The 26073-nt window shown below is 64.9% G+C and carries 26 protein-coding genes; 17 read left to right on the forward strand and 9 right to left on the reverse strand.

Features of this window, described 5'->3' with window-relative positions; genetic code table 11:
• Positions 1 to 17 precede the first annotated feature (17 nt).
• From AC0L2F_RS25515 to AC0L2F_RS25545, 7 genes are all read left to right on the forward strand, one after another.
• Positions 18 to 1205: a substrate-binding domain-containing protein gene (locus tag AC0L2F_RS25515; protein ID WP_473250282.1), complete on the forward strand. Its 1188-nt coding sequence runs from the start codon at positions 18 to 20 to the stop codon at positions 1203 to 1205.
• A 176-nt stretch (positions 1206 to 1381) separates the two neighbouring features.
• On the forward strand, positions 1382 to 2896 hold the full coding sequence (locus AC0L2F_RS25520; RefSeq protein ID WP_007604565.1) for an amidase: 1515 nt from the start codon (positions 1382 to 1384) through the stop codon (positions 2894 to 2896).
• Between the two features lie 36 nt (positions 2897 to 2932).
• Complete coding sequence (locus AC0L2F_RS25525; protein WP_063992465.1) at positions 2933 to 3790, forward strand: branched-chain amino acid ABC transporter permease; 858 nt, start codon at positions 2933 to 2935, stop codon at positions 3788 to 3790.
• A 4-nt stretch (positions 3791 to 3794) separates the two neighbouring features.
• On the forward strand, positions 3795 to 5012 hold the full coding sequence (locus AC0L2F_RS25530; RefSeq protein ID WP_007599205.1) for a substrate-binding protein: 1218 nt from the start codon (positions 3795 to 3797) through the stop codon (positions 5010 to 5012).
• 6 nt (positions 5013 to 5018) lie between these two features.
• Positions 5019 to 6125 (forward strand): branched-chain amino acid ABC transporter permease, encoded by a 1107-nt coding sequence (locus tag AC0L2F_RS25535; RefSeq protein ID WP_473250283.1) that lies wholly within the window; start codon positions 5019 to 5021, stop codon positions 6123 to 6125.
• Complete coding sequence (locus AC0L2F_RS25540; protein WP_473250284.1) at positions 6112 to 6846, forward strand: ABC transporter ATP-binding protein; 735 nt, start codon at positions 6112 to 6114, stop codon at positions 6844 to 6846. Before AC0L2F_RS25535 ends, AC0L2F_RS25540 begins: the two co-directional genes overlap by 14 nt.
• Entirely contained in the window at positions 6839 to 7534 is a 696-nt protein-coding gene (locus AC0L2F_RS25545) for a branched-chain amino acid ABC transporter ATP-binding protein (RefSeq protein ID WP_007599215.1), read from the forward strand. Before AC0L2F_RS25540 ends, AC0L2F_RS25545 begins: the two co-directional genes overlap by 8 nt.
• A 14-nt stretch (positions 7535 to 7548) precedes the next feature.
• Here AC0L2F_RS25545 and AC0L2F_RS25550 read toward each other — a convergent pair whose 3' ends face one another.
• The 5 genes from AC0L2F_RS25550 to AC0L2F_RS25570 form a co-directional block, all read right to left on the reverse strand.
• A complete protein-coding gene (locus AC0L2F_RS25550; protein ID WP_007604568.1) occupies positions 7549 to 7779 on the reverse strand; it encodes an AbrB/MazE/SpoVT family DNA-binding domain-containing protein in 231 nt (76 codons plus the stop codon).
• 127 nt (positions 7780 to 7906) lie between these two features.
• Positions 7907 to 9445 carry a L,D-transpeptidase family protein gene (locus tag AC0L2F_RS25555; RefSeq protein ID WP_473250285.1) on the reverse strand — a complete coding sequence of 513 codons (1539 nt, stop codon included), beginning with the start codon at positions 9443 to 9445 and terminating at the stop codon, positions 7907 to 7909.
• A gap of 508 nt (positions 9446 to 9953) precedes the next feature.
• Positions 9954 to 10916 carry an acetyl-CoA carboxylase carboxyltransferase subunit alpha gene (locus AC0L2F_RS25560; protein WP_007599220.1) on the reverse strand — a complete coding sequence of 321 codons (963 nt, stop codon included), beginning with the start codon at positions 10914 to 10916 and terminating at the stop codon, positions 9954 to 9956.
• A 285-nt stretch (positions 10917 to 11201) separates the two neighbouring features.
• The gene (xerD, locus tag AC0L2F_RS25565) at positions 11202 to 12164 is read right to left on the reverse strand and encodes a site-specific tyrosine recombinase XerD (protein ID WP_473250286.1); all 963 of its coding nucleotides are present in this window, start codon (positions 12162 to 12164) and stop codon (positions 11202 to 11204) included.
• 17 nt (positions 12165 to 12181) lie between these two features.
• A complete protein-coding gene (locus tag AC0L2F_RS25570; RefSeq protein ID WP_035669499.1) occupies positions 12182 to 12328 on the reverse strand; it encodes a hypothetical protein in 147 nt (48 codons plus the stop codon).
• A gap of 184 nt (positions 12329 to 12512) precedes the next feature.
• On the opposite strand from AC0L2F_RS25570, the gene AC0L2F_RS25575 reads away from it, so the two are divergent.
• The 3 genes from AC0L2F_RS25575 to AC0L2F_RS25585 all read left to right on the forward strand — a co-directional run bounded on the left by AC0L2F_RS25575 (position 12513) and on the right by AC0L2F_RS25585 (position 15678).
• Positions 12513 to 13136, forward strand: coding sequence for a shikimate kinase (locus tag AC0L2F_RS25575; RefSeq protein ID WP_473250287.1), 624 nt, complete (start codon positions 12513 to 12515; stop codon positions 13134 to 13136).
• Positions 13133 to 14281, forward strand: coding sequence for a 3-dehydroquinate synthase (aroB, locus tag AC0L2F_RS25580; protein WP_473250288.1), 1149 nt, complete (start codon positions 13133 to 13135; stop codon positions 14279 to 14281). The genes AC0L2F_RS25575 and aroB overlap by 4 nt, the downstream gene beginning before the upstream one ends.
• A gap of 92 nt (positions 14282 to 14373) precedes the next feature.
• Positions 14374 to 15678, forward strand: a complete 1305-nt coding sequence (locus tag AC0L2F_RS25585) for an HlyC/CorC family transporter (RefSeq protein ID WP_063992472.1) — start codon at positions 14374 to 14376, stop codon at positions 15676 to 15678.
• A 123-nt stretch (positions 15679 to 15801) separates the two neighbouring features.
• Here the strand turns inward: AC0L2F_RS25585 and AC0L2F_RS25590 are convergent, their stop codons facing one another.
• Positions 15802 to 16077 (reverse strand): BolA family protein, encoded by a 276-nt coding sequence (locus AC0L2F_RS25590; RefSeq protein ID WP_026232423.1) that lies wholly within the window; start codon positions 16075 to 16077, stop codon positions 15802 to 15804.
• A 152-nt stretch (positions 16078 to 16229) separates the two neighbouring features.
• Between AC0L2F_RS25590 and AC0L2F_RS25595 the strand changes: the two genes are divergently transcribed.
• Positions 16230 to 16865 (forward strand): J domain-containing protein, encoded by a 636-nt coding sequence (locus AC0L2F_RS25595; protein WP_007604582.1) that lies wholly within the window; start codon positions 16230 to 16232, stop codon positions 16863 to 16865.
• Positions 16866 to 16994: 129 nt separating this feature from the next.
• Here the strand turns inward: AC0L2F_RS25595 and AC0L2F_RS25600 are convergent, their stop codons facing one another.
• The gene (locus AC0L2F_RS25600) at positions 16995 to 18089 is read right to left on the reverse strand and encodes a citrate synthase/methylcitrate synthase (RefSeq protein WP_473250289.1); all 1095 of its coding nucleotides are present in this window, start codon (positions 18087 to 18089) and stop codon (positions 16995 to 16997) included.
• A gap of 75 nt (positions 18090 to 18164) precedes the next feature.
• Between AC0L2F_RS25600 and AC0L2F_RS25605 the strand changes: the two genes are divergently transcribed.
• Entirely contained in the window at positions 18165 to 19385 is a 1221-nt protein-coding gene (locus tag AC0L2F_RS25605; RefSeq protein ID WP_007604584.1) for a citrate/2-methylcitrate synthase, read from the forward strand.
• A gap of 48 nt (positions 19386 to 19433) precedes the next feature.
• Here AC0L2F_RS25605 and AC0L2F_RS25610 read toward each other — a convergent pair whose 3' ends face one another.
• Positions 19434 to 19763, reverse strand: coding sequence for a type II toxin-antitoxin system PemK/MazF family toxin (locus AC0L2F_RS25610; RefSeq protein ID WP_063996544.1), 330 nt, complete (start codon positions 19761 to 19763; stop codon positions 19434 to 19436).
• A 306-nt stretch (positions 19764 to 20069) separates the two neighbouring features.
• Entirely contained in the window at positions 20070 to 20729 is a 660-nt protein-coding gene (locus AC0L2F_RS25615) for a DedA family protein (RefSeq protein WP_063992475.1), read from the reverse strand.
• A 324-nt stretch (positions 20730 to 21053) separates the two neighbouring features.
• Here AC0L2F_RS25615 and cobS point away from each other — a divergent pair, with 324 nt between their 5' ends.
• From cobS to AC0L2F_RS25640, 5 genes are read left to right on the forward strand one after another with little or no spacing between them, the layout of a single operon-like run.
• Positions 21054 to 22052 carry a cobaltochelatase subunit CobS gene (cobS, locus tag AC0L2F_RS25620; protein ID WP_007599232.1) on the forward strand — a complete coding sequence of 333 codons (999 nt, stop codon included), beginning with the start codon at positions 21054 to 21056 and terminating at the stop codon, positions 22050 to 22052.
• A 12-nt stretch (positions 22053 to 22064) separates the two neighbouring features.
• Entirely contained in the window at positions 22065 to 22475 is a 411-nt protein-coding gene (locus tag AC0L2F_RS25625; RefSeq protein WP_473250290.1) for a GNAT family N-acetyltransferase, read from the forward strand.
• Between the two features lie 40 nt (positions 22476 to 22515).
• Positions 22516 to 23016, forward strand: coding sequence for a DUF29 domain-containing protein (locus AC0L2F_RS25630; RefSeq protein WP_473250291.1), 501 nt, complete (start codon positions 22516 to 22518; stop codon positions 23014 to 23016).
• A 27-nt stretch (positions 23017 to 23043) separates the two neighbouring features.
• Positions 23044 to 24945, forward strand: coding sequence for a cobaltochelatase subunit CobT (cobT, locus tag AC0L2F_RS25635; protein ID WP_007604590.1), 1902 nt, complete (start codon positions 23044 to 23046; stop codon positions 24943 to 24945).
• Complete coding sequence (locus tag AC0L2F_RS25640; protein ID WP_473250292.1) at positions 24942 to 26015, forward strand: esterase-like activity of phytase family protein; 1074 nt, start codon at positions 24942 to 24944, stop codon at positions 26013 to 26015. The genes cobT and AC0L2F_RS25640 overlap by 4 nt, the downstream gene beginning before the upstream one ends.
• Positions 26016 to 26073: the final 58 nt, after the last annotated feature.

Here is a 26073-nt window from a genome sequence, read left to right on the forward strand (position 1 = left end):
GTCAGACAGGAGTTGGCGTGCGCGCGACGGTAAACTTCCCGGCTCACGGCGGTCCGGCGTTACCGCCGTCCTTGCTGTTCAGGAATCTGTCGCCCGCGGCAGCGGATTTCGACCGGTCGCCGGTTGACGCGCATTTCATGAAGCGCCGCGGCGCACACAACAAGCTCCGCATCGGCGGCTTCATTTGCTGCACCGGCTCGCCCGGCGTTTGGGGCCCGTGCGCGACAAGCAGCGCGCAGCTCGCGGTTGCCGAGATCAACAAGCGCGGCGGCATTCTGGGGCGCGAGATCGAGCTTTCGATCTACGATGCCGGCGGCCCGCTCGACGAGATTCTGAGCCGCGCCGAGCAGGCGATCGCGTCCGATGAGATCGATCTCATCGTCGGACTGCATACCAGCGCGGTGCGCGTGGCGCTGCGCAAGGTCACCACCCGCCACCGCATCCCCTACATCTACACACCCGTTTACGAAGGCGGCGAGCAGACGCCGGGTGTCATGGCGATCGGCGAGACGCCGCGCTGGCAGAGCCGCCCCTCGATCCACTGGCTTGCCGACGTCAAGAAGGCGGCGCGCTGGTACCTGATCGGCAGCGATTATGTCTGGCCCTGGCAGTCGCACCGCGCGGTGAAGCGCTACATCAAGGAAGCCGGCGGCCATGTCGTCGGCGAAGAGTTCGTACCCCTCGGCGAAGATAACCATGAGCCGCATCTGGAGCGCATCCGTGCCGCGAGGCCGGACGTCGTCCTGATCTCGTTGATCGGCACCGACAGCATCACGTTCAATCGCGCGTTCGGCGAATGCGGCCTCGGCGCCACGACGCTGCGGCTGGCCGGAGCGATGGACGAGACCGTGCTGCTCGGAATCGGCGCTGACAACAGCGAGAATCTGTTCTGCGCCTCCGGCTATTTCCCCGGCATCGGATCGCGGGCCAATGACGACTTCCAGAGCCGCTATCGCGCGATGTTCGGACCGAACGGGCCCCCGATCGGCTCGCTCGGTCAATCCAGCTATGAGGGACTGCGCTTCCTCGAGGCCGTGGCGAACAAGGCGGGCACGTTGGCGATGGGGCCCATGCTCGCGGCCGGCCGCAACATCGTCTATGGGGGCGCGCGCGGCCCCGTCACCGTCAGGAACGGTCACACCCGGATGCAAATGTATCTCGCCGGGGCGGATGGCCTCGATTTCAAGCTGATCAAACCGATCTGATGCCGGCGCGGCCCATCTGCAAACGCCCGAATCCAAAATAATACTTGAAAAGGAAAATATTTCCGTCTGTAATATCGAGGTGAAGCCGATCGGCCCGCGCCGTGCACGCGCGCCCATCAGGCTCCAATGCCAGGGATTCCATTTCCAGGGATCAAGAAGCCTTTGAGGAGAGCGCCGTGACAGTTGTCCTTCCCACGCCAGCCCAATTGCGCAGCGTCGCCGAGCAGTGCGGCCTCGCCCTGTCCGATGACGATGTCGCCTCGTTCCGCGGCCTGATGCAGGGCTCGATCGAAGCCTACAATCTCGTCGGAGCCATGCCGGACGAGGTGCCGGAGGTCAAATATCCGCGCACGCCGGGCTATCGGCCCTCGCCGGAAGAGAACCCGCGCAACGCCTGGTATCGCAAGTCGACCGTGAAGGGTGCGGCGAGCGGCAAGCTCAAGGGCAAGACCGTCGCCCTGAAAGACAACATCATGCTCGCCGGCGTTCCCATGATGAACGGCTCGGCGACGCTCGAAGGCTACGTCCCCGATTTCGACGCCACCATCGTCACGCGCATGCTCGATGCCGGCGCCGAGATCGCCGGAAAAGTCCATTGCGAATCCTTCTGCATGTCCGGCGGCAGCCACACCAATGCGGTCGGCGCCGTCCACAATCCGCACAAGATGGGCTATTCGGCCGGCGGCTCGTCGTCCGGCAGCGGCGTCGTCGTCGCGCTCGGCGAGGTCGACATGGCGATCGGTGGCGACCAGGGTGGTTCGATCCGCATGCCGTCCTCGTTCTGCGGCACCTACGGCATGAAGCCGACCTGGGGCCTCGTGCCCTACACCGGCATCATGCCGATCGAGGTGTTCGTCGATCACACCGGCCCGATGACGGCGACCGTCGCCGACAACGCGCTGCTGCTCGAAGTGCTGGCTGGCGACGACGGCTACGATCCCCGCATCAAGGCGCCCAAGGTCGAGGAGTACACCAAGGCGCTCGGCCAGGGCGTCAAGGGCATGAAGATCGGCATCCTCAAGGAAGGCTTTGAGCAGGCGAACGCCGAGTCTGCGGTGAACGAAAGCGTCCGGGAGGCTGCCAAGCGCTTCAAGGATCTCGGCGCCACCGTCGAGACGGTCTCGATCCCGATGCACCTCATGGGACCCGCGATCTGGACGCCGATCGGCACCGAGGGCATGACCCAGACCATGATGTATGGCGACGGCTATGGCCTCAGCCGTTCCGATCTCTATTCGACGACGCTGATGGACTTCCATCGCGGCTGGCGGCGGCAGGCGGATTCCCTGTCCGAGACCACAAAGTTGTTCCTGCTGCTCGGCACCTACATCAACAACAGTTTTGGTCCGCGCTATTACGGCAAGGCGCTCAACATCTCCCGACGCCTGACCGCGGCCTACGACAAGGCCTTCAAAGACTACGACTTGCTGCTGCTGCCGACCACGCCCATGAAGGCGACGAAGCTGCCGGAACCTACGGCCAGCCGCGAGGACTATGTTGCGCGCGCGCTGGAGATGATCTCCAACACCGCGCCGTTCGACATCACCCATCATCCCGCGATGTCGCTGCCCTGCGGCATGGTCGACGGCCTGCCCGTCGGCCTGATGCTGGTCGGCCGCATGTTCGAGGAATCCACCATCTATCGCGCCGCCCATGCTTTCGAGCAGATCGGCGACTGGAAGAAAATGTGAGCGGGGCATTGATGCAGACGAACAGAACGGCACCGCATGGCTAACGCGTTCGTCGCGGCGTTCGAAATCCTGAGCTTTGGCGCGATCATCGTCCTGATCGTGCTGGGGCTCGGGATCATCGCCAGCATGATGGGCATCTTCAACTTCGCGCAGGGCGAGTTCGTCCTGCTCGGGGCCTACATTACCTATCTCGCCTATGCCAAGGGTCTGCCGATCTGGGCCGGCATGGTCGCCGCGCCCTTCGTCGTCGGCGCGCTCGGCTTCGTGCTGGAGGCGCTGATCATCCGACGCTTCTACGCAGCCCCCATCGTCGCCATGCTCGGCACCTATGCGCTCGGCCTGATCATCCGCGAATCCGTGCGTGGCCTGATCGGCGGCTTCTATCTCACCGTGCCGGAGCCGATCGGCGGCTCGATCGATATCGGCGCCATGCACATCTCGGCCTGGCGCTTCACCATCATCGTCATCACGGCGCTGGTGATGGGTGGCTGCTATCTGCTGCTGGCGCGCACCAGCTTCGGCCTGCGCGTGCGCGCCACCCTGGAAAATCCCTCGCTGGCGCGCGCCTCCGGAATCTCCACGCCGCTGATCTATGGCGCCACCTTTGCGTTCGGCGCGGCACTTGCCGGTCTTGCGGGCGCGCTGATCGTCCCCGTGTTCAGCCTGTTCGCCGATCTCGGCCTGCGCTTCCTGATCCAGGGCTTTGTCGCGGTGATGGTCGGCGGCGTCGGCTCCTTCATCGGGCCGGTCGCAGGCGCCGGCGTCATCGGCACGCTCAGTGCCGCGCTGCCTTGGGTGATGGCGCCCGTCGTGGCCGATGTCCTCGTCTTCGTTCTCGCCATCGTTTTCATCAAATTCCGGCCGCAGGGCCTCATCGCTGGAAAAGGGGTTTAGTCACATGTCCGATCGCACTCAGCTCTCCCGTCGCCGCTTCCTCTCGAATTTCGCCTTTGCCTCCGGGGCGGTCGCAACCGGCGTCGGTAGTTGGGTGATCCCGGCGCCCTGGGCCAATGCGGCCGAAGCCCCGATCAAGGTCGGCATCGCCACCGACCTCACCGGACCGATCGCCTACGCCGGCAATGCCGACGCCAACGTCGCTAAGATGGTAATCAAGGAGATCAACGCCGGCGGCGGCCTGCTCGGTCGCCCGCTCGAGCTCTATATCGAGGACACCGCCTCGAACGAATCCGTCGCGGTCGGCAACGTCCGCAAGCTGATCCAGCGCGACAAGGTGGACATGGTGCTCGGCGGCATCACCTCGTCGATGCGCAACGCCATCAAGGACCCGATCGTCGCGCGCGGCAAGACGCTCTACATCTACCCACAGCTCTACGAAGGCAAGGAGTGCACGCCGTATCTGTTCTGCACCGGGCCGACGCCGGCGCAGCAGTGCGACGAGTTCATTCCCTGGCTGATCAAGAACGGCGGCAAGAAGTTCGCGCTGCCGAGCGCCAACTACGTCTGGCCGCACACGCTCAACGTCTACGCCCGCAAGGTGATCGAGGCCAACGGCGGCGAGGTCGTGTTCGAGGAATATTATCCGCTCGACCAGGTCGATTTCTCCTCGACCGTCAACCGCATCATCTCCAACAAGGTCGATGTCGTCTTCAACACCGTCATCCCGCCGGGCGTCGGCCCGTTCTTCAAGCAGCTCTATGAAGCCGGCTTCCTCAAGAATGGCGGACGGCTGGCCTGCGTCTACTATGACGAGAACACGCTCAACATCAATCAGGCCGCCGAGATCGAGGGTCTCGCCAGCTGTCTCGATTACTTCAAGGTGCTGACCAAGGAGAACCCGTTCGACGCAAAAATCCAGGCGGCCTACGAGAAGGATTTCCCGGGCAACTTCCTGTTTGCCGCCGGCAGCGCAGCCACCGGCACCTATCGCGGCCTGAAGCTGTGGGAAGCCGCCGTCAAGGAAGCCGGCAAGATCGACCGCGAGTCGGTCGCGGCTACGCTCGACCACGCCAAGATCGCCGAAGGCCCGGGCGGACCGGCCGAGATGGTTCCGGGCAAGCGGCACTGCAAGATGAAGATGTACACGGCGGTCGCCAAGGGCGGGAATTACGAGATCGTCGGACGCAGCGACGGTCTCGTCGATCCCAAGGAATGCTAGGGTCGAATGCCGAAAGCGATGGGCGCAGTGAAGCAGGCAGTCCCCGCCGAGATCGGCGGGGGACAGAACGTCGCCATGGTTGAACACGGATCAGCAGGGGTAACTGGTTCGCAGCGAAAAATCCTGCCGATCGTGGAAGGCGTGGTGCTCGTTGCCGCGCTGCTCGCGCCGCTGGTGCTCCAGGATTATCTCACGGTGTTCGCGACGCGGGTGATCATCCTCGCGCTGTTCGCGCTGTCGTTCGATCTGGTGTGGGGTTATGCCGGCATCATGAGCTTCGGCCAGGCGCTGTTCTTCGGCTCGGCCGGCTATGGCGTCGCGCTGCTCGCGCGCGATCTCGACATCACCAACATCTTCCTGGTGCTGCCGGCGGGTACCATCATCGGCCTCACCTTTGCGCTGCTGCTCGGCGGCTTCCTGCTGCTGGGGCGGCATCCCTCCAGCGTGATCTTCGTCTCGCTGGGCACGCTGACCGGCTCCTACGCCGCCGACCGGCTGGCGCGCGGCTGGTACTATCTCGGTGGCCAGAACGGCATCCCCTCGATCTCGTCGATGACGCTCGGCAGTTACGAATTCTCGGAAGGGCCGCCGTTCTATTATCTCGTGCTTGGCCTTCTCGTTGTGGTCTATCTCCTCTGCCGCTTCCTGGTGCGCTCGCAGTTCGGGTTGGCGCTCGCGGGATTGCGCGAGAACGAGCAGCGCATCGCCTTCTTCGGCTACAAGGCGCAGCACCTCAAGGCGATCATCTTCGCGATCGGCGGCGCGGTGGCGGGTCTTGCCGGCAGCCTTTACGCCTTCCACGAAGGTTTCGTCTGGCCCAACATGGTCGGCGTCGTCGTCTCGACGCAAGTGGTGCTCTATGTGCTGTTCGGCGGCTCCGGCACGCTGATCGGCGCCGTCATCGGTGCCGTCATCGTCGAGGGCGTCAGCTTCTGGCTCTCGGACAATTATCGCGAGGTCTGGCCGATCATCCTCGGCGTGCTGCTCTTGCTCGTGATCCTGTTCCGGCCGCTCGGCCTGATCAGCTTCGTGCTCGGCGAGCGCGAGCGGGTCGGCAGCTTTGGTGGCAAATCCAGGAAGACCGGGAAGGAGAAGCGCGATGCCGCTCCTTGAAGCCACCGGCGTCAAGAAGATCTTCGGCAAGCTCACCGCGCTCGACGGCGCCGCACTGACCGTCGGCGAGAACGAGTTTCACGGCCTGATCGGCCCGAACGGCTCCGGCAAGAGCACGCTGATGAAGTGCATTGCCGGCGCCGAGGTGCCGACGCAGGGCAAGGTCTCCTTCGTCAACACCGACATCACGGCGTTCACGCCGACCGAGCGTGCTCGCGCCGGCATGAGCCTGAAATTCCAGATCACATCCGTGCTGCCGACGCTGACGCTCTACGACAACATCCTGCTCGCGTTGCAGGCGCAGTCCTCGCTGTTCGACCTCGTGTTCTCGCGCACGCGCGGGCTCCTGCACGATCAGGTCATGACCATGCTGACGCAGTTTCGCCTTGCCGATCGCGCTTTCGATGCGGCCGCAGCGCTATCGCACGGCCAGCAGCAATGGCTGGAGATCGCAATGGCGCTCGCCGGCAAGCCGAAGCTTCTGCTGCTGGACGAGCCGACCGGCGGCATGAGCCTGGAGGAGCGCCGCGTTACCGGCGAACTCTTGCAGCCGATCAAAAAACATTGCTCGCTCGTCATCGTCGAGCACGACCTCGATTTCATCCGCGACATCTGCGATCGTCTCACCGTGCTGGACCAGGGCAAGGTGCTGGCGTCCGGCACCGTGTCGGAGATCCAGGCCAACAAGGCCGTCCAGGAGATCTATTTGCGCCGTGCCTGAATTTTTGGACATCAAGCATCTCGACGCCGGCTATGGCCGCAGCCAGGTCCTGTTCGACGTCAACCTCGGCATTCCCTGGCGCGGCGGTGTCGCCGTGCTGGGCCGCAACGGCGCCGGCAAGACCACGCTGATGAAGACCATCGTCGGCGAGCTGCCGGCGTGGAAGGGCGAGGTCGCCTTCGACGGCCGCGACATCAGCCGCCGCGCGACCCAGGAGCGCGTGCGCGCCGGCATCGGCTACGTGCCGCAGGAGCATTCGGTGTTCGCGCGCCTGTCGGTGCGCGACAATCTCGCGGTCGGCTCGCTCGCGAGCAGAAAAGCAGACGCCGTCGACCACGTGCTGACCATCTTCCCAAAGCTCGGCCAGCGCCTCGACCAGCCCGCCGGCACGCTGTCCGGCGGCGAGCGCAAGATGCTCGCGATCGGCCGCGCCATGCTGGGCGATCCAAAACTGCTTCTGCTCGACGAGCCGACCGAAGGCGTCTGGATCGGCGTGATCGAGGAAATCACCGAACGCCTGATCGAGCTCGCGAAAACCATCGCCGTCATCATCGTCGAGCAGCACCTCGACCTCGCGCTCCGCGTCGCCGACTACGCCTACGTGCTGGATCGCGGTCGCGTCGCGCTGCAGGGCGAGGCAGGCGAGGTGAGGGGCAATCCGGAGCTGCTGCGGTATCTGGCGCCGTAGGAGCAGCCTGCCGATCACCGCTCGTTCGCCTCGTCGCGGTCGAATCTATAGTCATCGGGCAGCGGAAATCGGAACTGCTCTGCTTGTTTGAGAAATTCCGCTCGCCTGTCGACCTTCGCCACCGCGATCTGGCCCTTCGAGGCCACTACGACGCTGAGTTCGTCGCCGGGTGAGAGATTCAGGGCTTCAACAAGCGTCTTGGGCAGGCGAACCGCGAGGCTGTTACCCCATTTGGAGACCAGCATTGCATGCTCCACGATGTACAGATCACGGTGTGGATATCATCGGAGTTCTAGGCGGATTCAAGCCTTGGAATGCTGCGGATCGTCAGCTTCATCAAGATCGGGAAAAGGGAAGGGGCTCGCGCCCCAGCTACTTCACCGCGCCGAACCGGCTGTCGAACGAGTTCGACTGCACCACCGGCGCGGCGCCCATGATCTGGGTCGCTTCACCCGCGCCATCCGACACCGACGGCTTCAGCGTCGGGCGGGTCGCCGCGAGGCGGGTGTCGGGCTTCGCTGGTTCGGCGGGCTTGGCGACGGCAACGGCTGGCTTCGGCGCATCCTTCGCTGCATCCTTGGACTTGTCGTGTCCCGGCACGAACCGGGTCACCGCAGCTTTCAGCCGGGACGCCGCGGTGGGCGGCGTCGTGGTCGTCGCAGCCGGAGCGACGGATGCCGTGGCTTGCGGCGGCGGCGTGGTCGCCGTGGCGTCGGTGTTGCCCATGCCCATCTTGCGGCCGAGGTTGGAGAAGAAGCCGGATTTCTCCGCCGGAGCTGCGGTGGCGACGCGGGTGTTGGCGGCGGGCGCGGCGACGACCGGCTCTTCCTGCGGCGAGGGCGCGGCTGCATCGAGATTCGGCTTCGGCGGATTGACGTGTCCAGGGATCGTGCCCGGCGCCTTCGCCATCGCCAGCATCTGGAGCGTGGTGCCTTCGGCGCCCTCCGACAGACCAGTCGAGCCTTCCGGAATTTTCGCGGCGAAGATCTTGTTCATGCCGCCGTCGATGCCGGTGTTCATGCGCGCAACGGGCGTGCCGCGCGAGACCAGCTTGTTGTACTCGGCCTGGTCGCGCGCTTCCTTCTCGCGCACGGCACTGGCGATCTCGTCGGGGATCACATAGGCCGGGCACTTTGCGGACGCGTCGAACACCGGATCACGCTTGGCGTCAGGCGCCTTCGCCGCGTCGAAGACGTACTTCTTCTCGCAGAAATCGACCTTCGGCTCCTGTCGCGTTACTTCGAAATGATCATAGCCTTCCTTGATCATCTTCCAGAACGGCATATTCGGATTGTTCCGGTGCTTGGCCATGTTCACCGGCGTCATCTTGAACGGATAGGCCTGCAGCTGGAACGCCTTCTGGCCGCCGAAGAAGGACTCGCGCCCGAGCGAGTAGATCTCGGCGATCTGCTCGTCCGTCATCGCGTAGCAGCCGCGAGAGGAGCAATCGCCATGCACCATCAGCTGCGAGCCGCTGCGGCCCAAGGCCTTGTCGAATGCGTTCGGATAGCCGGTGTTGAACGACAGATAATACGCCGACTGCGGATTCATCTGGCCCGGATTGATCGAGTAGAATCCCTCCGGCGCCTGGCGGTCGCCTTCGCGCACCTTCGGGCCGAGATCGCCCGACCAGCGACAGATCGGATAGGTCTTGAGCAGCGCAAACTGGCCGTTGCGGGTCTGCTTCCAGACCTCGAGCTCGGCCTCCTGCTTGAACAGGCGCACCAGGATCGGCGATTGCAGATCCATGTCCTTCTCGACCATCGCCGCGAGAAGTTTTGGCGGCACCGGCTGGTTGGCCTTGGCATTGGTCGCAAGCGAAACCTGGTCGGTATCGCAGCCGGCCAGCACGAAGCTGGCGGCAAGCGCCACCGAAACCAGAAACGCGCGAGCAAGCGAACGAGAAATCAAGATGGACCCCACACCGTCCAGGGCATCGCGCGCAAACCCCAATCTTGAAGCATGATCCGACCGGAGACCCGGACCCGTCGCGACGGGCTTTTTCGCAATCACGCTCCAGCGCTTATGCCCTGAAGCCATTGATTAAAATTCTAACCTCTGGGTCATGTGGTCGCAACCCGAACGGGGATCACGAGCCCGTTGGCCCAAAGGCGTGGTCAACGAAGACTTAAACTGGGCTGAAACGTGGGCCTTCCGGCCAAACCTGTACTGAGATCGCTGATTTGGGCAAAAAAAGGGTTAACGCGGGGTTACCGGGGGCCTACGGGCGGTTTGGCCGGGCAAATTCAGTGTCGTCCTGGCGAAAGCCAGGCCCCATTACCCCAGGGAGGTGTTTGGCGGAGATCAGTCGTTCGGTACTCCCATCGACCGCAATCGATGGACCTCGCGGTATGGGTCCTGGCTTTCGCCAGGACGACGGCGAAGGGCTACGCGTCCGGCTGGCCCCAAACCGCCCGAATCAGCCCAGTTTCCGTCCGATATCGAGGAATTTCTGCCGCCGATGCTTGCGGATGGCGTCGCCGTCCAGGCCCCGGAGCTCGTCAAAGGCCTTGGCGATGGCGTCGCCCGTGGTGGCGATCATGGCGGCGGGGTCGCGATGGGCGCCGCCGACCGGCTCCTTCAGGATGCTGTCGATCACGCCGAAGCGGAGCATGTCCTGGGCCGTGATCTTCATGTTGTTGGCGGCTTCCTGCGCCTTGGAGCCGTCGCGCCAGAGGATCGAGGACGCGGCCTCGGGCGAGATCACGCTGTAGATCGCGTGCTCCAGCATCAGGACCTTGTTGGCGGTGGTGATGGCAATGGCGCCGCCCGACATGCCCTCGCCGGTGATGATGGCGACGTTCGGCACGGTTAGCGCCATGCAGGCATCGGTCGAGCGCGCGATCGCCTCGGCCTGGCCGCGCTCTTCCGCGCCGATGCCGGGATAGGCGCCGGCGGAATCGGCGAGCGACAGCACCGGCAGGCCGAACCGCTCGGCCATCTCCATCAGCCGCACGCATTTGCGATAGCCCTCGGGCCGCGCCATGCCGAAATTGTGCTTGATGCGGCTCTCGGTGGAATCGCCCTTTTCCTGGCCCATCACGCAGATGGCCTCGCCGCGGAAGCGGCCGAAGCCGGCCACCAGCGCCTCGTCCTCGCCGAACTTGCGGTCGCCGGCGAGCGGGGTGAACTCGGTGATCAGGCCCTTGATGAAATCGTTGAAATGAGGCCGCTGCGGATGCCGCGCGACCAGCGTCTTCTGCCACGGCGTCAGGTTCAGATAGAGGTCGGCCATCGCTTGCGCCGCCTTGTCCTCGATCCGCCCGATCTCCTCGGCGATGTCGCTGCCGGAGGCCGCAAGCGTCCGCAATTCGTCCAGCTTGGAATCGAGCTCGGCGACGGGCTTTTCGAAATCGAGATAGCTGCGCATCTGGTCTGGCATCAACTCAATATAGGGAGAACGGGGCGAGGCGGCGAAGCGGATTCGATGTCGCGGAAGAAATGTAGGTTCGTCAATGAGTTGGCCTGTGTGCTCGCTGGGGGCGCAGGCCAAATCATCGTGAGGCCCCGGCTCTTTCTGCGGAGATGTGGCCGAAGTCAAGGCGGTTTCGAGTCGTGACCCGTACCGTAGCCCGGATGAGCGAAGCGATATCAGGGGCAGGTCGCCCCGATCGTCCAATCCCGGATGTCGCTTCGCTCATCCGGGCTACTGCAGCTACGGCACCAACTACTTCTCCGCCAGCGGGTGCAGGTCGCGGACCAGGCTCTTCAGCCGCTCCTCAACCACGTGGGTGTAGATCTGGGTGGTCGAGATGTCGGTGTGGCCGAGCAGCGTCTGCACGATGCGCAAATCGGCTCCGTTGTGAAGCAGGTGGCTGGCGAAGGCGTGGCGCAGCACGTGCGGGGAGACCAGCCGGGCCTGGAGCCCCGAAGCGACCGCGAGCTCCTTCAAATCGCGGGCAAAATGTTGCCGCGTCAGATGCCCGCTCTCGCCGAACGAGGGGAACAACCATTTCGAAGCCGCCACGCTATTTTTCTTGTCCGCCTTGTTGTCCTTGGCCGCCTCCGTCGCCGCGAGGTAACCGGCCATCGCCTGACGCGAGGCCTCGTTGAGCGGCACCAGCCGTTCCTTGTTACCCTTGCCGCGAACCACGATCATGCGGGCGTCGCGCTTCGCGGCCGTGCGCGGCAGCGCCACCAGCTCGGAGACGCGCAGGCCCGTGGCGTAGAGCACCTCGAGCAGGCAATAGAGTCTCAGGGCGCGCAGCCGTTTCGAGGGCGAGGCATTCTCCGCCTCGCTCAATTCCTTGGCGCGGCGGAGCATGCGGTCGACATCCGCAATCGACAGCACCTTCGGCAGGCCGCGGCCGCGCTTGGGGCCGGACAGGATCGCCGCGGGATCGTCGGTTCTGATGCGTTCGTTCAGGAGGAAGCGATAGAGATGCCGCATTGCCGACAGCCGTCGCGCGACGCTGGTGGACTTGAAGCCGCGCGTGTCGAGATCGGCGAGATAGTCGCGCAGGGTCTGTGTTTCCGCGTCCGCAAATGCACGGCCGACGCGGCCGAGAAACTCGGAGAAGTCGGTGAGGTCGCGGCGATAGGCGTCGAGCGTATTGGGGCCGGCGCCCTGTTCCGCCGCGAGCATGTCGAGGAACAGGCCGGTGAGTTTTGTATCTGAGGGTGCACGCATGCCCCGGAGGCTAGCCCCTATTTCTTGAGAAACTTATCCGGCGGGATCGTCACGGTCATTTCCCGCGGCTTGGGATTGACGAAGTTCGCCAGCGCGAAGACCACGCCATAGACGATGCCGGCGATCACGGCGACGACCGTCAGGAAGCGGAACAGGCTGGGCATCGGCAGGATCTCGGAGAGGGTCTCGGTCAGGGGCTTGGCGGGCAAATTAACCAATGAAATCATCCAACACGTTCGCCGTTTCGTGGCAAGAGTCCTCTGGCGAGGGCCCCTGCGGGGTCGTATAGGTGGCCAAAGGATGCCGCCTTTGGCGGCAGATCGAGCGAGACCCATTCGAGCGAGACAGATGCCCGACGCCGCGTTGCCGATCCAAGCCTCGCCCGAGGCCGACATCCTGTCGGCGCTGGGGACGCGCTCGATCGTGCTCGTCGGCATGATGGGAGTGGGCAAATCCACCATCGGCCGCCGCATGGCGCTCAGGCTCAAGCTGCCCTTCGTCGATGCCGACACCGAGATCGAGGCGGCGGCCGGCATGACCATACCGGAAATCTTCGAGCGCCACGGCGAGCCGCATTTCCGCGACGGCGAGGCGCGTGTGATCGCGCGTCTGCTCGACGGCGGTCCCATCGTGCTGGCGACCGGCGGCGGCGCTTTCATGCGCGAGGAGACGCGGGGCCGTATCGCGGCGAACGCGATCTCGATCTGGCTCAAGGCCGATCATGATGTCATCATGCGCCGCGTGCGCCGGCGCGCCGACCGTCCGCTGCTCCAGACCGCCGATCCCGAAGGAACCGTGACGCGCCTGCTCACCGAGCGCGAGCCGGTCTACGGCCACGCCGACCTCACCATCGCCTCGCGCGACGTGCCGCACGACAAGATCGTTGAGGAGACCATCGAGACGCTGCGCGCGCATCTTTGCGGCGAACGGGCGTCCCCGCCACCAGCCGACGTCGCGAGTGCCGCACGATGACCGCGCCTTTGAAACATTCCGATCCCGTCAACGTCGAGGTCGCGCTGGAGAATCGCGCCTACGACATCGTCATCGGCCGCGGTGTGCTGGCTTCGCTCGGCGAACGGGTCGCGCGTCTGCGGCCCGGCGTGCGCACCGCGATCGTGACGGATCGCACCGTCGCGAAATACTGGCTCGAGCCCGCCGAGTCCTCGCTCGCAGCCTCGGGCATTCCGACATCGCGCATCGTCGTCGAGGAAGGCGAGATCTCCAAGACCTATGCCGGTCTCGAAAAGGTCAGCGAAGCCCTGATCGCCGCGAAAATCGAGCGCAACGATCTCGTCATCGCGCTCGGCGGCGGCGTGGTCGGCGATCTCGCCGGCTTTGCGGCGGCGATCCTGCGCCGCGGCGTCGATTTCGTGCAGGTTCCGACCTCGCTGCTGGCGCAGGTCGATTCCTCCGTCGGCGGCAAGACCGGCATCAACTCGCCGCAGGGCAAGAACCTGCTCGGCGCCTTCCACCAGCCGGTGCTTGTGATCGCCGACACCGCCGTGCTCGACACGCTGTCGCCGCGGCAATTCCGCGCCGGCTATGCCGAAATCGCCAAATACGGCGTGCTCGGCGACGAGGCCTTCTTCGCCTGGCTCGAGAAGAACCATTCCGACATCTCCAAAGGCGGTTCGGCGCGCGAGCATGCGATCGCGACCTCCTGCCGCGCCAAGGCCGGCGTGGTCTCGCGCGACGAGCGCGAGACCGGCGAGCGTGCGCTGCTCAATCTCGGCCATACGTTCGGCCATGCGCTGGAAGCCGCGACCGGCTTCTCCGACCGCCTGTTTCACGGCGAGGGCGTTTCGATCGGCATGACGCTGGCGGCGCAGTTTTCCGCGAAGCTCGGCATGATCGGCGACGCGGACGCTGCGCGCGTCGAGCGTCACCTGATCGAAGCCGGCCTGCCGACGCGCTTGCAGGACATCGCAGGCTTCGCGCAGGAGGGGCTTGCCGACGCCGACGCGCTGATGGCGCTGATGGCGCAGGACAAGAAGGTCGACCGCGGCAGGCTCACCTTCATCCTGCTGGAGTCCGTCGGGCGGGCCGTCGTCGTGAAGAACGTCGAGCCGGCTCCGGTGCGCGACTTCCTCAAGGACAAGCTCGCGCAAAAGGCGTGACACGCGGTTGAACGGCGCTAAAGCGTTTTCGAGCGAAGTGGGTACCGGTTCGCGTCAAGAAAACGCGTCAAAACAAGAAACCAGAGTGGTTCATGGATTGGCTCGGATTCACCATCGTCATTTTCTGCCTGCTCGTCTCCGGCTTCTTCGCCGCGAGCGAGACCGCGCTGACCGGCGCCTCGCGCGCCAGCATGCTGCGGCTCTCCAAGCAGGGTAATCGCGACGCCGACGTGGTCTCGCAGCTGCTCGACATGCGCGAGCGCTTGATCGGCGCGCTGCTGCTCGGCAACAATATCGCCAATATCAGTGCATCCGCGCTGGCCACCAGCATCTTCACGGCCTGGTTCGGCGACGTCGGCGTGCTCTATGCCACCGGCTTGATGACCGCGCTGGTCGTGATCTTCGCCGAGGTGCTGCCCAAGACCATCGCGATCAACGCGCCCGACCGCATGGCGCTCGCGGTGGCGCGCCCGATGCGGCTGACGATGTACGTGCTGGGGCCGCTGCTGCGGATCGTGGAAGTCATCGTGCGGCTGTTGATGCGCCTGTTCGGCCTTGCTGGCGAGCACCAGGCGATCCTGTCGCCGACCGAGCGCCTCCGCGGTGCGGTCGACCTGCTGCATCATGAAGGCAAGTTCGAGAAGCACGACCGCGACATGCTCGGCGGGCTGCTCGATCTGCGCGAGCTCCAGGTCTCCGACGTCATGATCCATCGCACCGAGATGACGATGATCAATGCCGACCTGCCGCCGGAGGATCTGGTGCGCGAGGTGCTGGCGGCCGAATACACCCGCATCCCGCTGTGGCGCGAGAAGCCGGAAAACATCATTGGCGTGCTCCACGCCAAGGATCTGCTGCGCGCGATCCGCGCGTCCGACGGCGACACCTCGCGCATCGACGTCTCCACCATCGCGCTGCCGCCCTGGTTCGTGCCGGAGATGCGGCCCGTCTCCGAGCAGCTCAAGGCGTTCCGCCGCCGCAAGACTCATTTCGCCCTGGTCGTCGACGAGTACGGCGAAGTTGAAGGTCTTGTGACGCTGGAAGACATTCTGGAAGAGATCGTCGGCGACATCTCCGACGAGCATGACGTCGTGGTCGCGGGCGTGCGAGCCCAGCCGGACGGCTCGGTCGTCGTCGACGGCTCGGTGCCGATCCGTGACCTCAACCGCGCCATGGACTGGCACCTGCCCGACGAAGAGGCAACGACGGTCGCCGGCCTCGTCATTCACGAGGCGCGCTCGATCCCCGACCGCGGCCAGAGTTTCACCTTTCACGGCTTCCGTTTCCGCGTCCTCCGCCGCGAACGCAACCGCATCACCGCACTCCGTATTTCACCGGTGCCGCGCGAGACGGAAATGGAGGAAGCCAAGCGGCGCCGGGCGGGGACGTCGTTTTGACGCGGTGGCTGTCATCGTCCGCGAAGGCGGACGATCCAGTACGCCGCAGCGGCTCGATTCCTGCCGTACTGCCGCGGAGTACTGGATGCCCGCTTTCGCGGGCATGACAGCCGTATCGGCGAGCTAGCTCCCGCCTTCCCCCGGCGCTTGCGCGTGGATCGCCAGCGCGTGCACGCTGCCGGAGAGTTCCGCGGCCAGCGCCGAATTTATCATGCGGTGGCGATCGACCCGGCTCTTCCCTTTGAAGGCGGAAGACACGATATAAACGCGGAAGTGCGTCTCGCCGCTCGGCCGATGGCCGGCGTGGCCCTCATGCAAATGTGACTCGTCGACGACTTGCAGGCTTTCCGGCGTGAAAGCTTCCTGCAACTTGTTGCTGATAGTGTCTCTGATGGCCATCTGGGTCATTACGGTGCGAGATCGCTCTCCGTATTGCATAGGCCGCCTCTGGCGGCCGTTCAAGGACGCCTCAGCATAGCTTCGGCTATGCTTTTCAGCTAATTGCAATGTCAAGACTTGAAGGTTTTTGCATTGCGTAGTCAAAGTCAGCCATGCCGATCGATTCATCAAAGTTCTTCGACTCCATCCGGATCAAGCCGAAAGGCAAGCAGCCGGAAGTGAAGCCGCGCGACGCCGTGGTCAATTGCGAATGGACCGGGTGTCAGAACAAGGGCGCGCATCGTGCGCCCAAGGGTCGCGACAATCAGCGTGAGTACTGGCACTTCTGCCTGAATCACGTGCGCGAATACAACCAGAACTACAATTTCTTCTCCGGCATGAATGCCGACGCCGTCGCGCGCTATCAGAAAGATGCGCTGACCGGCCATCGTCCGACCTGGAAGATGGGCGCCAATGGCGGCGTCAAGAAGGGCGCGGAGGCCGAGATCGACAGCGCCTTCGATCCGTTCAGCATGTTCCAGGAGCTCAATGGCCGCACCGGCTGGCGCGCCGGCCCGCAGGCCGCGCCCAAGGCCGAGACGCGCAAGATCATGAACGCCGAGCGCAAGGCGCTCCAGGTGATGGGCCTCGGCCCCGACTCCACGCTCGCCGACGTCAAGTCCAAGTACAAGGCGCTGGTGAAGCAGCACCACCCCGACGCCAACGGCGGTGACCGCTCGACCGAGGATCGCCTGATCGAGATCATCAAGGCGTATAATTATCTGAAGACCGTGGTGCGCGAGGCGTAGGCCTCGCGCGCGCTTTCTTCCCTTGCGGGAGCGCCGTAGCCCGGATGGAGCGAAGCGCAATCCGGGTCTTTCTGTCACACGCGCACCTTCCCGGATTACGCTTCGCTCCATCCGGGCTACGCACTTCGCTCACGCCTTCGGCATCGCCCCCACATATGACGAACTCGGCCGGATCAGCCGCCCCGTCCGCTGCTGCTCGCGCGCATGCGCCGTCCAACCGGCTGCGCGCGCCACCGCGAAGATCGGCGTAAAAGCCTGCCTCGGAATCGCCAGCGCATCGAGCAGGATCGCGGTGAAGAACTCCACATTGGTCTCCAGCGGCCGGTCCGGATTCTTCTTGCGCAGCGCGCTGCGGATATAGGCCTCGACCTCGCCGGCAAACGGCAGGTCGGCGCCGTCCGAGGCCAGCGCCTCGATCGCGGTCTTGAGCACGTCGGCGCGGGGGTCGCGCACGCGATAGACGCGGTGGCCAAAACCCATCATCCGCTCGCCGCGGGCGAGTGCTGCGTCCACCCAGGGCTGGATGCGCTCGCGCGAGCCGATCGCGTCGAGCATTTCCAGCACCGGCTCCGGCGCGCCGCCATGCAGCGGACCCGTCAGCGCGCAATAGCCGGCGGTGACGGCGGCAAACAGGTCAGCCTGCGTCGAGGCCACCACGCGCGCGGTGAAGGTCGAGGCGTTCATGCCGTGGTCGCTGGCCGTGACGAGATAGGCCTCCAGCGCCGTGACCTCGCGTGGTTCAGGCGCGCGCCCGTGCAGCATGCGAAGCGTATCGGCGGCCTGGCTCACGTTCGGATCGGGCGCCACGGGATCGAGACCCCTGGCGCGGCGGACGAGCGCGCCTGCAATCACAGGGAATGCGCCGACGATCGTCGCCTCATGGGCGAGGCCGTGCTCGGCGCGAAGGCCCGCGATCGCCGCGCGAAATCCGTCGACGACGCCCATGCCGCGGGCTGCCGGCAGCAACTCATCCAGCCGCGCAAAGGCACGCTCGCGTGCGGCGCCCAGGCTCGCGCGCACATTGGCTTCGCTTAAGCTGGTCATGCTGGCGCCGTTCCAGAGCCGGGCAGTGACGCCTTCAAAGCTCGACTGGCTTGCCAGTCGGCCGACATGCTCGCCGGCGATGATCAACTCGCCGCGCTCGCCGTCGACATGGCTCAGCACGGTTTCGGCTGCGGGAACGCCGTCCAGTCCGATCTGGCTTTTGGTGAGGTGGATGTTCATGGCCCAAATCTCCTTTGCACCAGCCAAAGGTCGGGCCTCTCGACAGATTGATCAATCTTGATTACATCAATCAATATGAAAAATTCGGAAGGTCTCTACCTCTCCGCCCGGGAAGCCGCCGCCGAGCTCGCGATCTCGCCGGCCACGCTCTACGCCTATGTCAGCCGCGGGCTGGTCCGCTCCGAGCCGACGCCGGACTCGCGCAAGAACCGCTATCGCGCCGAGGACGTCCGGGCGCTGAAGGAGCGCCGGGTGCCGTCGCCCGAGCCGCGCGGCCTGCGCAGCTTCGATGCCGATCTGCCGGTCATGGACACGGAGATCTCCACCATCACCGAGGACGGCGCGATCTATCGCGGCGTCAATTGCGTCGATCTCGCCGAGCACGACACGCTGGAGCACACGGCAACGCTTCTGTGGGACGTCTCCGGCGTCGATCCCTTTGCGCCCGGCAATTGTCCCGCGGTGTCCGATGAGATGCGCCTGATCGCGCAGGCCGCGCGCCGCGCCGCGCCGATTGATCGCGCCATTGCCGTGCTGGCGCTCGCATCGAGCGCCGATCCCCGCGCCTTCACCCGCGCGCATGATGGACGTGCGATGGTCGGTGCGCGCATCGTCCGGCTTCTGGTCGCGACCATGCTCAATACGGAGCCGTCAGCCGAGCCGCTGCACCAGCAGATCGCGAGGGCCTGGGCGCCCGACAACAAGCATGCGGCCGATCTCATCCGCCGCGCGCTGGTTCTGCTCGCCGAGCATGAATTGAACGCGTCCACCTTCACGGCGCGCTGCGCGGCCTCGACCGGCCTCAATCTTTATGATTCCGTCATCGCCGGCCTCGCCGCGCTGAAGGGACCGAAGCACGGCGGCGCCGGCGTGCTCGCCTCGCAGCTCGTCAAGGCGTTGGTGGATCGTGACGTCGAGCCAATGGTGCGCGAGCGTGTCGCGCTCGGCGAACGCTTTGCCGGCTTCGGTCACGGTGTCTACAAGCGGGGCGATCGGCGCGCGCAGTCGCTCCTGAATGCCTTGGCCCGCGCAGGCGCACCCCGCAAATTCACCAAGGAGGTGCCGGAGCGGATCGCGGAGGCGACCGGCGAGCTCGTCAACATCGACTACGCGCTCGCCGTGCTCGTGCATGCGTTGCGCCTGCCGGCCGGAAGCGAGCTCGCGCTGTTCGCCATGGCCCGCAGCGTCGGCTGGATCGCACATGCCAGCGAGCAATTGCAGTTCGGCAAGCTGATCAGGCCGCGGGCCAGGTATGTGGGACCGGCGCCGGGGCGGAGGGGAGGCGCTGCTAGCTAGGAGCGCTGCTGCGGTCGTCTTGGCGAAAGCCCGTGCTCGGGTGCCTGATCAATCCGCAAGCCCCATCACGAACGCCAAAGCAATCCCGAGCCGAGCCATGTCCTGGCTGCCGAGACGCCCGATCTTCTGTCCGATCCGTTCGCGTCTCACGGTGATCGGCTTGTCAGCCATCGCCTGCGATCTCAGTCGTAATCCATTCTCGCGGGTCGGCTCGATCGTCACGCGAAAATCCGGGGCGTCCGCCAGTTCGGAAGTCAACTGGCAGATCACTACGGAGGCATGAGTTTCAGGGAAAGCGTCGCTCTGCACGATCACCGCTGGGCGGGGTTTGCCATAGTCGCCCGTTGCAGCGACGGTCACCACGTCACCGCGTTGCATCTGCATCAAACTCGGAGACCGACTCGATCCACTGCAGCGCGCTGCGCTCGCGATCGGGATCGAGGCCGGCTACCTGCTTCGCCACCCGTCGTCGAACTGATCGCGAGCGCGCATCAGCTACGACGAGGCGCAGTTCGCGCAATCCCCGGACGCGCCTCCGCTGCCGCATCATTTTCATTCGTTCAGCGGGTGCAGTCATTGGAAGCGATCCCATGTAACGCGTTACAATGTAACGCGTTACGGCTGGGGAGGCAAGGGGCCGCCGTGTTGCGAGGTCCCAAAACCGCAGTGCGCCGCTCGACGCTATCACCCCCGCGGCTTCGCCACCGCCACACCGCCACCGTTCCGGCGGCGATAGATCCAGACCGCCAGGCCCAGAACGATCGAGATGCCGACCACGGTCAGGATCCAGATGTGCTTGCCGACATGTCCCTGGTGGTGCAACCCGGCATATTCGTGCAGGGCCGACACCGCCAGAACACCCGGCAGCACATGCGCCGGCGCCCAGACCAGGATCGCCGGGATGTTGATGGCGTAGAAGCGGGCCGGGGGCATGCCCAGCGCGCCCGCCGTGACCGGGACGAAGGCACGGATCGGCGGCACGAAGCGGGCGAAGAACACCGCCCAGGTGCCGAAGCGGTGGAAGAAATTCTCGCTCTGCTCGACCACGCGCGGATAAGTGGTCAGCGGCCAGGTGTTGAGGATCTCCCGTTGCTGCCGGTGACCGATCCAGTAGGCCGAACCATCGCCGAGCACTGCGCCGAACGCCGCCGCCAGCAACACCCATTGCAGCCTGAGTTCGCCGCCCGGGACCAGGGCGCTCAGCGCCAGGATGATGGTCGAGCCGGGGATGACCGACCCCACCACTGGAACCGCCTCCAGCAGGGCCGCCAGGAACAGGGTCAGATAGGCCAGCCACGCATGGGCCGAGACGAATGCAATGAGGGGATCGAGAAAGGACGTCACGTCGTCTCTGTGGTGGGATTGGGCCTTGGGGATGGGGCCTTGGGGGATGGGGCCTTGGGTTCGAACCCTACATAAGTAACGAGCGGCGGTAAAAGTGCCACCCGCGTGGGCAGGACCGCGCCCTTGGCACGAAATTCAGGCGTGATTCGCAGGGCAGCCTTCCAAAAATCGTGTTCCTTGCCTATCTAAATGAAAAGACAACGGAACTTTGATTGGGGGGCGGGCTTCTGCCCGCACGTTGTCTCTGATAGGTTCGCGATTGCACCCAGCCGCAGCCAACGTGCAATAACTGGTCTCGGGATCGCCCGGGACCTCGGAGGATTGATGACGACCGCCGCGATGTCCAAAGTTGAGGAAGTTTCCGGTTTGCCCGACATGAAGGTGTCGGTGCGCCAGGTGTTCGGGATCGACAGTGATCTCGAAGTCCCCGCTTATTCCGAAGTCGATCCTCACGTCCCCGAAGTCGATTCCGATTACCGCTTCGATCGCGCCACCACGCTCGCCATTCTCGCCGGCTTCGCGCACAACCGCCGCGTCATGGTCACGGGCTATCACGGCACCGGCAAATCCACCCATATCGAGCAGGTCGCCGCGCGGCTGAACTGGCCCTGCGTGCGCGTCAACCTCGACAGCCACATCAGCCGTATCGACCTCGTCGGCAAGGACTCGATCGTGGTCCGCGACGGCAAGCAGGTCACCGAATTCCGCGACGGCATTCTGCCCTGGGCGCTCCAGCATAACGTCGCGCTGGTGTTCGACGAATACGACGCCGGCCGCCCGGACGTGATGTTCGTGATCCAGCGCGTGCTGGAGGTCTCCGGCCGCCTGACGCTGCTCGACCAGAACAAGGTGATCAAGCCGCATCCGGCATTCCGCATGTTCTCGACCGCCAACACCGTCGGCCTCGGCGACACCTCGGGCCTCTATCACGGCACCCAGCAAATCAACCAGGGCCAGATGGACCGCTGGTCGATCGTCACCACGCTGAACTATCTCAGCCATGACGAGGAAGTGGAGATCGTGCTGGCCAAGGCCAAGCACTATCGCACCACGGAGGGCCGCGACATCGTCAACAAGATGGTTCGCCTCGCCGACCTCACCCGCAACGCCTTCGCCAATGGCGATCTGTCGACGGTGATGAGCCCGCGCACGGTGATCACCTGGGCGGAAAACGCCGACATTTTCAGCGACATCGGATTTGCGTTCCGGGTTACCTTCCTCAACAAGTGCGACGAGCTCGAACGTCCCCTCGTCGCCGAGTTCTACCAGCGCTGCTTCAACGCGGAGCTGCCGGAATCGGCGGTGAACGTGGCGCTCAGCTGAGAGTTCGAGACGGTGGAAGTCCGAATCGAGACGACTTACGGCGCGACGAAAAAATTCGTCGCGGCGGGTCTCGAGGCTTTCAATCGGCAGCAACAGACGGGCAGCCTGCCGAAATCATTTGCGGTGACGGTCAGGGAGAATGAAGCTGCTCGGGGCGGCCTGGTTGCCGAAGGTGTGGGCCAATGGATGGTCTTCACTCTTCTGTGGGTTGAGGACCAATACCGGCGCCGCGGCTTTGGCACCTCGTTGCTTCGCGCGGCAGAAGCCGAATCGAAGAAAAGGGGTGCGGTTGGCGCTCTGGTCGACACCTATTCGTTCCAGGCGCCGGCCTTCTACAGGATGAACGGCTATACCGCCTACGGGCAAGTCGATGATTTCCCCGAAGCCGGAATGACTTGGTTTCGATTCAAGAAGGCGCTTTGATCGATTGGCAGCATTGGATTCTGCAAAGAAAGCGATTGCGATGAGCACGACCAGCAAAGTCCGCTCCGGGCCGAAAGAACCATCCGCCGTGTCCGCCCGCTACGAGGACGATCTTTATGGCTGGGCTGAAGCTCAGATCGCGCTGCTGAAGGCCGGCCGTCTAACCGAAGTCGATGCACGGAATATCGCTGAGGAACTGGCTGACGTGGGGCACGATCAATACGACAAGCTGGAAAGCGCGTTGGGCATCTTGATGATGCACCTTCTGAAATGGGACCATCAGCCGGCGCATCGATCGCGAAGCTGGGTCAACACCGTGCACGAGCAGCGAAAACGCATCGCGCGTGTCCTGCGCAAGAACCCAAGCCTCAAGTCGCGCATTCCCGAGGCGACCGCAGAGGGTTACGAGGATGCACGTGATGACGCCGCGGCTGAGACCGGGATCGCCAAGAAGCTTTTCCCGAAAGCCTGTCCCTATGACTGGTCCGAGATCACGACGCGCGTCATCGAATTTGAAGATCTCCGGTCGCCGGAAGAGTAACATGATGCTGGAGCTTCGGCCGATCCCATGACCACGTCCAACTCCAAGTTCCGCAACACCAAGGAAGCCCCGACCGAGCCGTTCAAGCGCTCGGTGGCCTCCTGCCTGAAGGCGATCGCCAAGGCCCCCGAGCTCGACGTCAGCTTCGCCGCCGAGCGTCCCGGGCTCGCGCCGGGCAAGGCGCGGCTCCCCGAACCCGCGCGAAAAATGACCAGGCGCGATGCCGCGATCGTGCGCGGCCATGCCGATTCGATCGCGCTCAAGCTCGCCTGTCACGATCCGAAGGTGCATCGCAAGCTGATGCCGGGCAATCCGCAGGCGCGTGGCGTGTTCGAGGCGGTGGAGCAGGCCCGTGTCGAGGCGATCGGTGCGCGGCGCATGGCCGGCGTTGCCAAAAACCTCACTGCGATGCTCGACGACCATTTCCATCGCGGCAAGTTCGACGAGATCACCGATCGAGCCGACGCGCCGCTCGCCGACGCGCTGGCGATGCTGGTGCGCGAGCGCCTGACCGGCATGGCGCCGCCGACGGCCGCCAAGAAGATGGTCGATCTCTGGCGTCCCATCCTCGAAGACAAGATCGGCAGGCGGCTCGACCGGCTCGATACCGTGGTCGAGGACCAGACCAGGTTCGGCGATGCCGTGCATGATCTCCTGACGGCGCTCGAGATCGGCGACGAGCGCAGCGCCGACAGCGAAGACAATGACGAGAACGACGAGAACCAGGACGGCGACAACGATCAGTCCGGTGCCGAGGGCTCGCCCGATTCCGACGCCGCGCAGGAGATGAGCGCCGATCAGGCCCAGGCGTCGAGCGAGGAGATGAGCGAGAGCGCGATGGAAAGCGCGCAGGCGTCGACCTCCGACACCTTCGACGACGGCGAGCTCGGCGACGACGAGACGCCGGGCGAGGCGACGCGGCCGAATTCGCATGGCAAGAACGAGCCGCGCGGGCCGGAATATCACGCGTTCGCGCCGAAGTTCGACGAGATCATCGCCGCCGAAGACCTCTGCGACCATGACGAGCTGGAGCGCCTGCGCGCCTATCTCGACAAGCAGCTCGCGCATCTGCAGGGCATCGTCGCCCGGCTCGCCAACCGCCTCCAGAGGCGCTTGATGGCGCAGCAGAACCGCGCCTGGGAGTTCGATCTCGAAGAGGGCATTCTGGACCCCGCGCGGCTGTCGCGCGTGGTGACCGATCCCTATCATCCGCTGTCCTTCATGCACGAGAAGGAGGCGACGTTCCGCGACACCGTCGTAACGCTGCTGCTCGACAATTCCGGCTCGATGCGCGGGCGCCCGATCACGGTCGCTGCGACCTGCGCCGACATCCTCGCCCGCACGCTGGAGCGTTGCGGCGTCAAGGTCGAGATTCTCGGCTTCACCACGCGCGCCTGGAAGGGCGGGCAATCGCGCGAGGCGTGGCTTGCCGCCGGTAAGCCGGCCAGTCCCGGCCGCCTCAACGATCTCCGCCACATCATCTACAAGTCGGCGGACGCCCCGTGGCGTCGCGCGCGAAAAAATCTCGGCCTGATGATGCGCGAGGGGCTGTTGAAGGAGAACATCGACGGCGAGGCGCTCGACTGGGCGCACAAGCGCCTGCTCGGCCGGCCCGAGCAGCGCAAGATCCTGATGATGATCTCGGACGGCGCGCCGGTCGACGATTCCACGCTGTCGGTCAACCCCGGCAACTACCTCGAACGGCACCTGCGCCACATCATCGAGGAGATCGAGACCCGCTCGCCGGTCGAGCTGATCGCGATCGGCATCGGCCACGACGTGACGCGCTATTATCGCCGCGCGGTGACGATCGTGGACGCCGAAGAGCTCGGCGGCGCCATCACCGAAAAACTCGCCGAACTGTTCAGCGAGACCAACACCGCGCCCACGCAGCCGGCCAACCGCCCGCGCCGCAAACTGCATTCGTGAGCAACCATCGATCCCGCCGCAGCTTTATCGCCCACGCGGCGGCGGGATTTTCCACTCTCGCACTGTCTCGCCTGGCGCAGGCCCAGCCCGCGCCGAAGCCGGCGCTCATCGAGCACGCCGTCGCCGCGCCTGTGGGCATCGAGGTCAACGCGCGGCCGATTCCCCATTTCGAGCCGCGCGACCGCGCGCGCACGCGGTTTGGTTCGCTGGACTATCGCGGCGGCCTGGTGCTGACCTCGCCGCATCGCGGCTTCGGCGGCCTGTCCGGCTTCCGCTTCCTCGACAGCAAAGGCGAGCGCTTCCTCGCGATGTCCGACCAGGGCACATGGTTCACCGGTCGCATCCGCTATTCCGGGTGGAGCATGACCGGTCTCGACGACGTCGAGGCCGCGCCGGTGCTCAATGCGGAGGGGCGGCCGATCACGGAGAAGCGGCTGTGGTACGACACCGAGTCTCTCGCGCGCGGCGGCGACCTCGTCTATGTCGGGCTCGAGCGCGTCAACCAGATCATGCGGTTCGATTTTTCGAAGGGCGGCACGCGCGCCCGCGGCGAGGTGCTGCCGACGCCGCCGGCGGTGCGCAAACTGCCCTACAACAAAGGGCTCGAGGCGCTGGTGTTTGTCCCCAAGGACATACCCAAGGGGCAGCCGCTCGCGGGCACCTTGATCGCGCTGTCCGAAGGCGGCTTCGATGCCGACGGCAATCTGATCGGATTTTTGCTCGGCGGCCCCACACCCGGCCAGTTCAGCATTCGCCGCACCGACCAGCAGCTCATCAGCGACGCCGTGCTGCTGCCCTCGGGCGATCTCCTGATTCTCGAACGCAAATTCTCCTGGTTCACCGGCGTCGACATCCGCATCCGCGCCATTCCTCTGAAGGCAATCGCGCCGGGCGCATTGGTCGACGGCCCCGTGCTGTTCAAGGCCGATCTCGGCCACGAGATCGACAACATGGAAGGCATCGACGCCCATTTCACCGCCGACGGCGAGACCGTGCTGACGCTGGTATCCGACGACAATTTCTCGATGCTCCAGCGCACGCTGCTGCTGCAGTTCGCGCTGGTGGAGTAGGCCAGGCGAGAAGCCACCGACTGCGGTGCAATGCGTGGCCGAACAGGCGGCCATTCCC

It is taken from the genome of Bradyrhizobium sp. Ken64 (assembly GCF_055807555.1).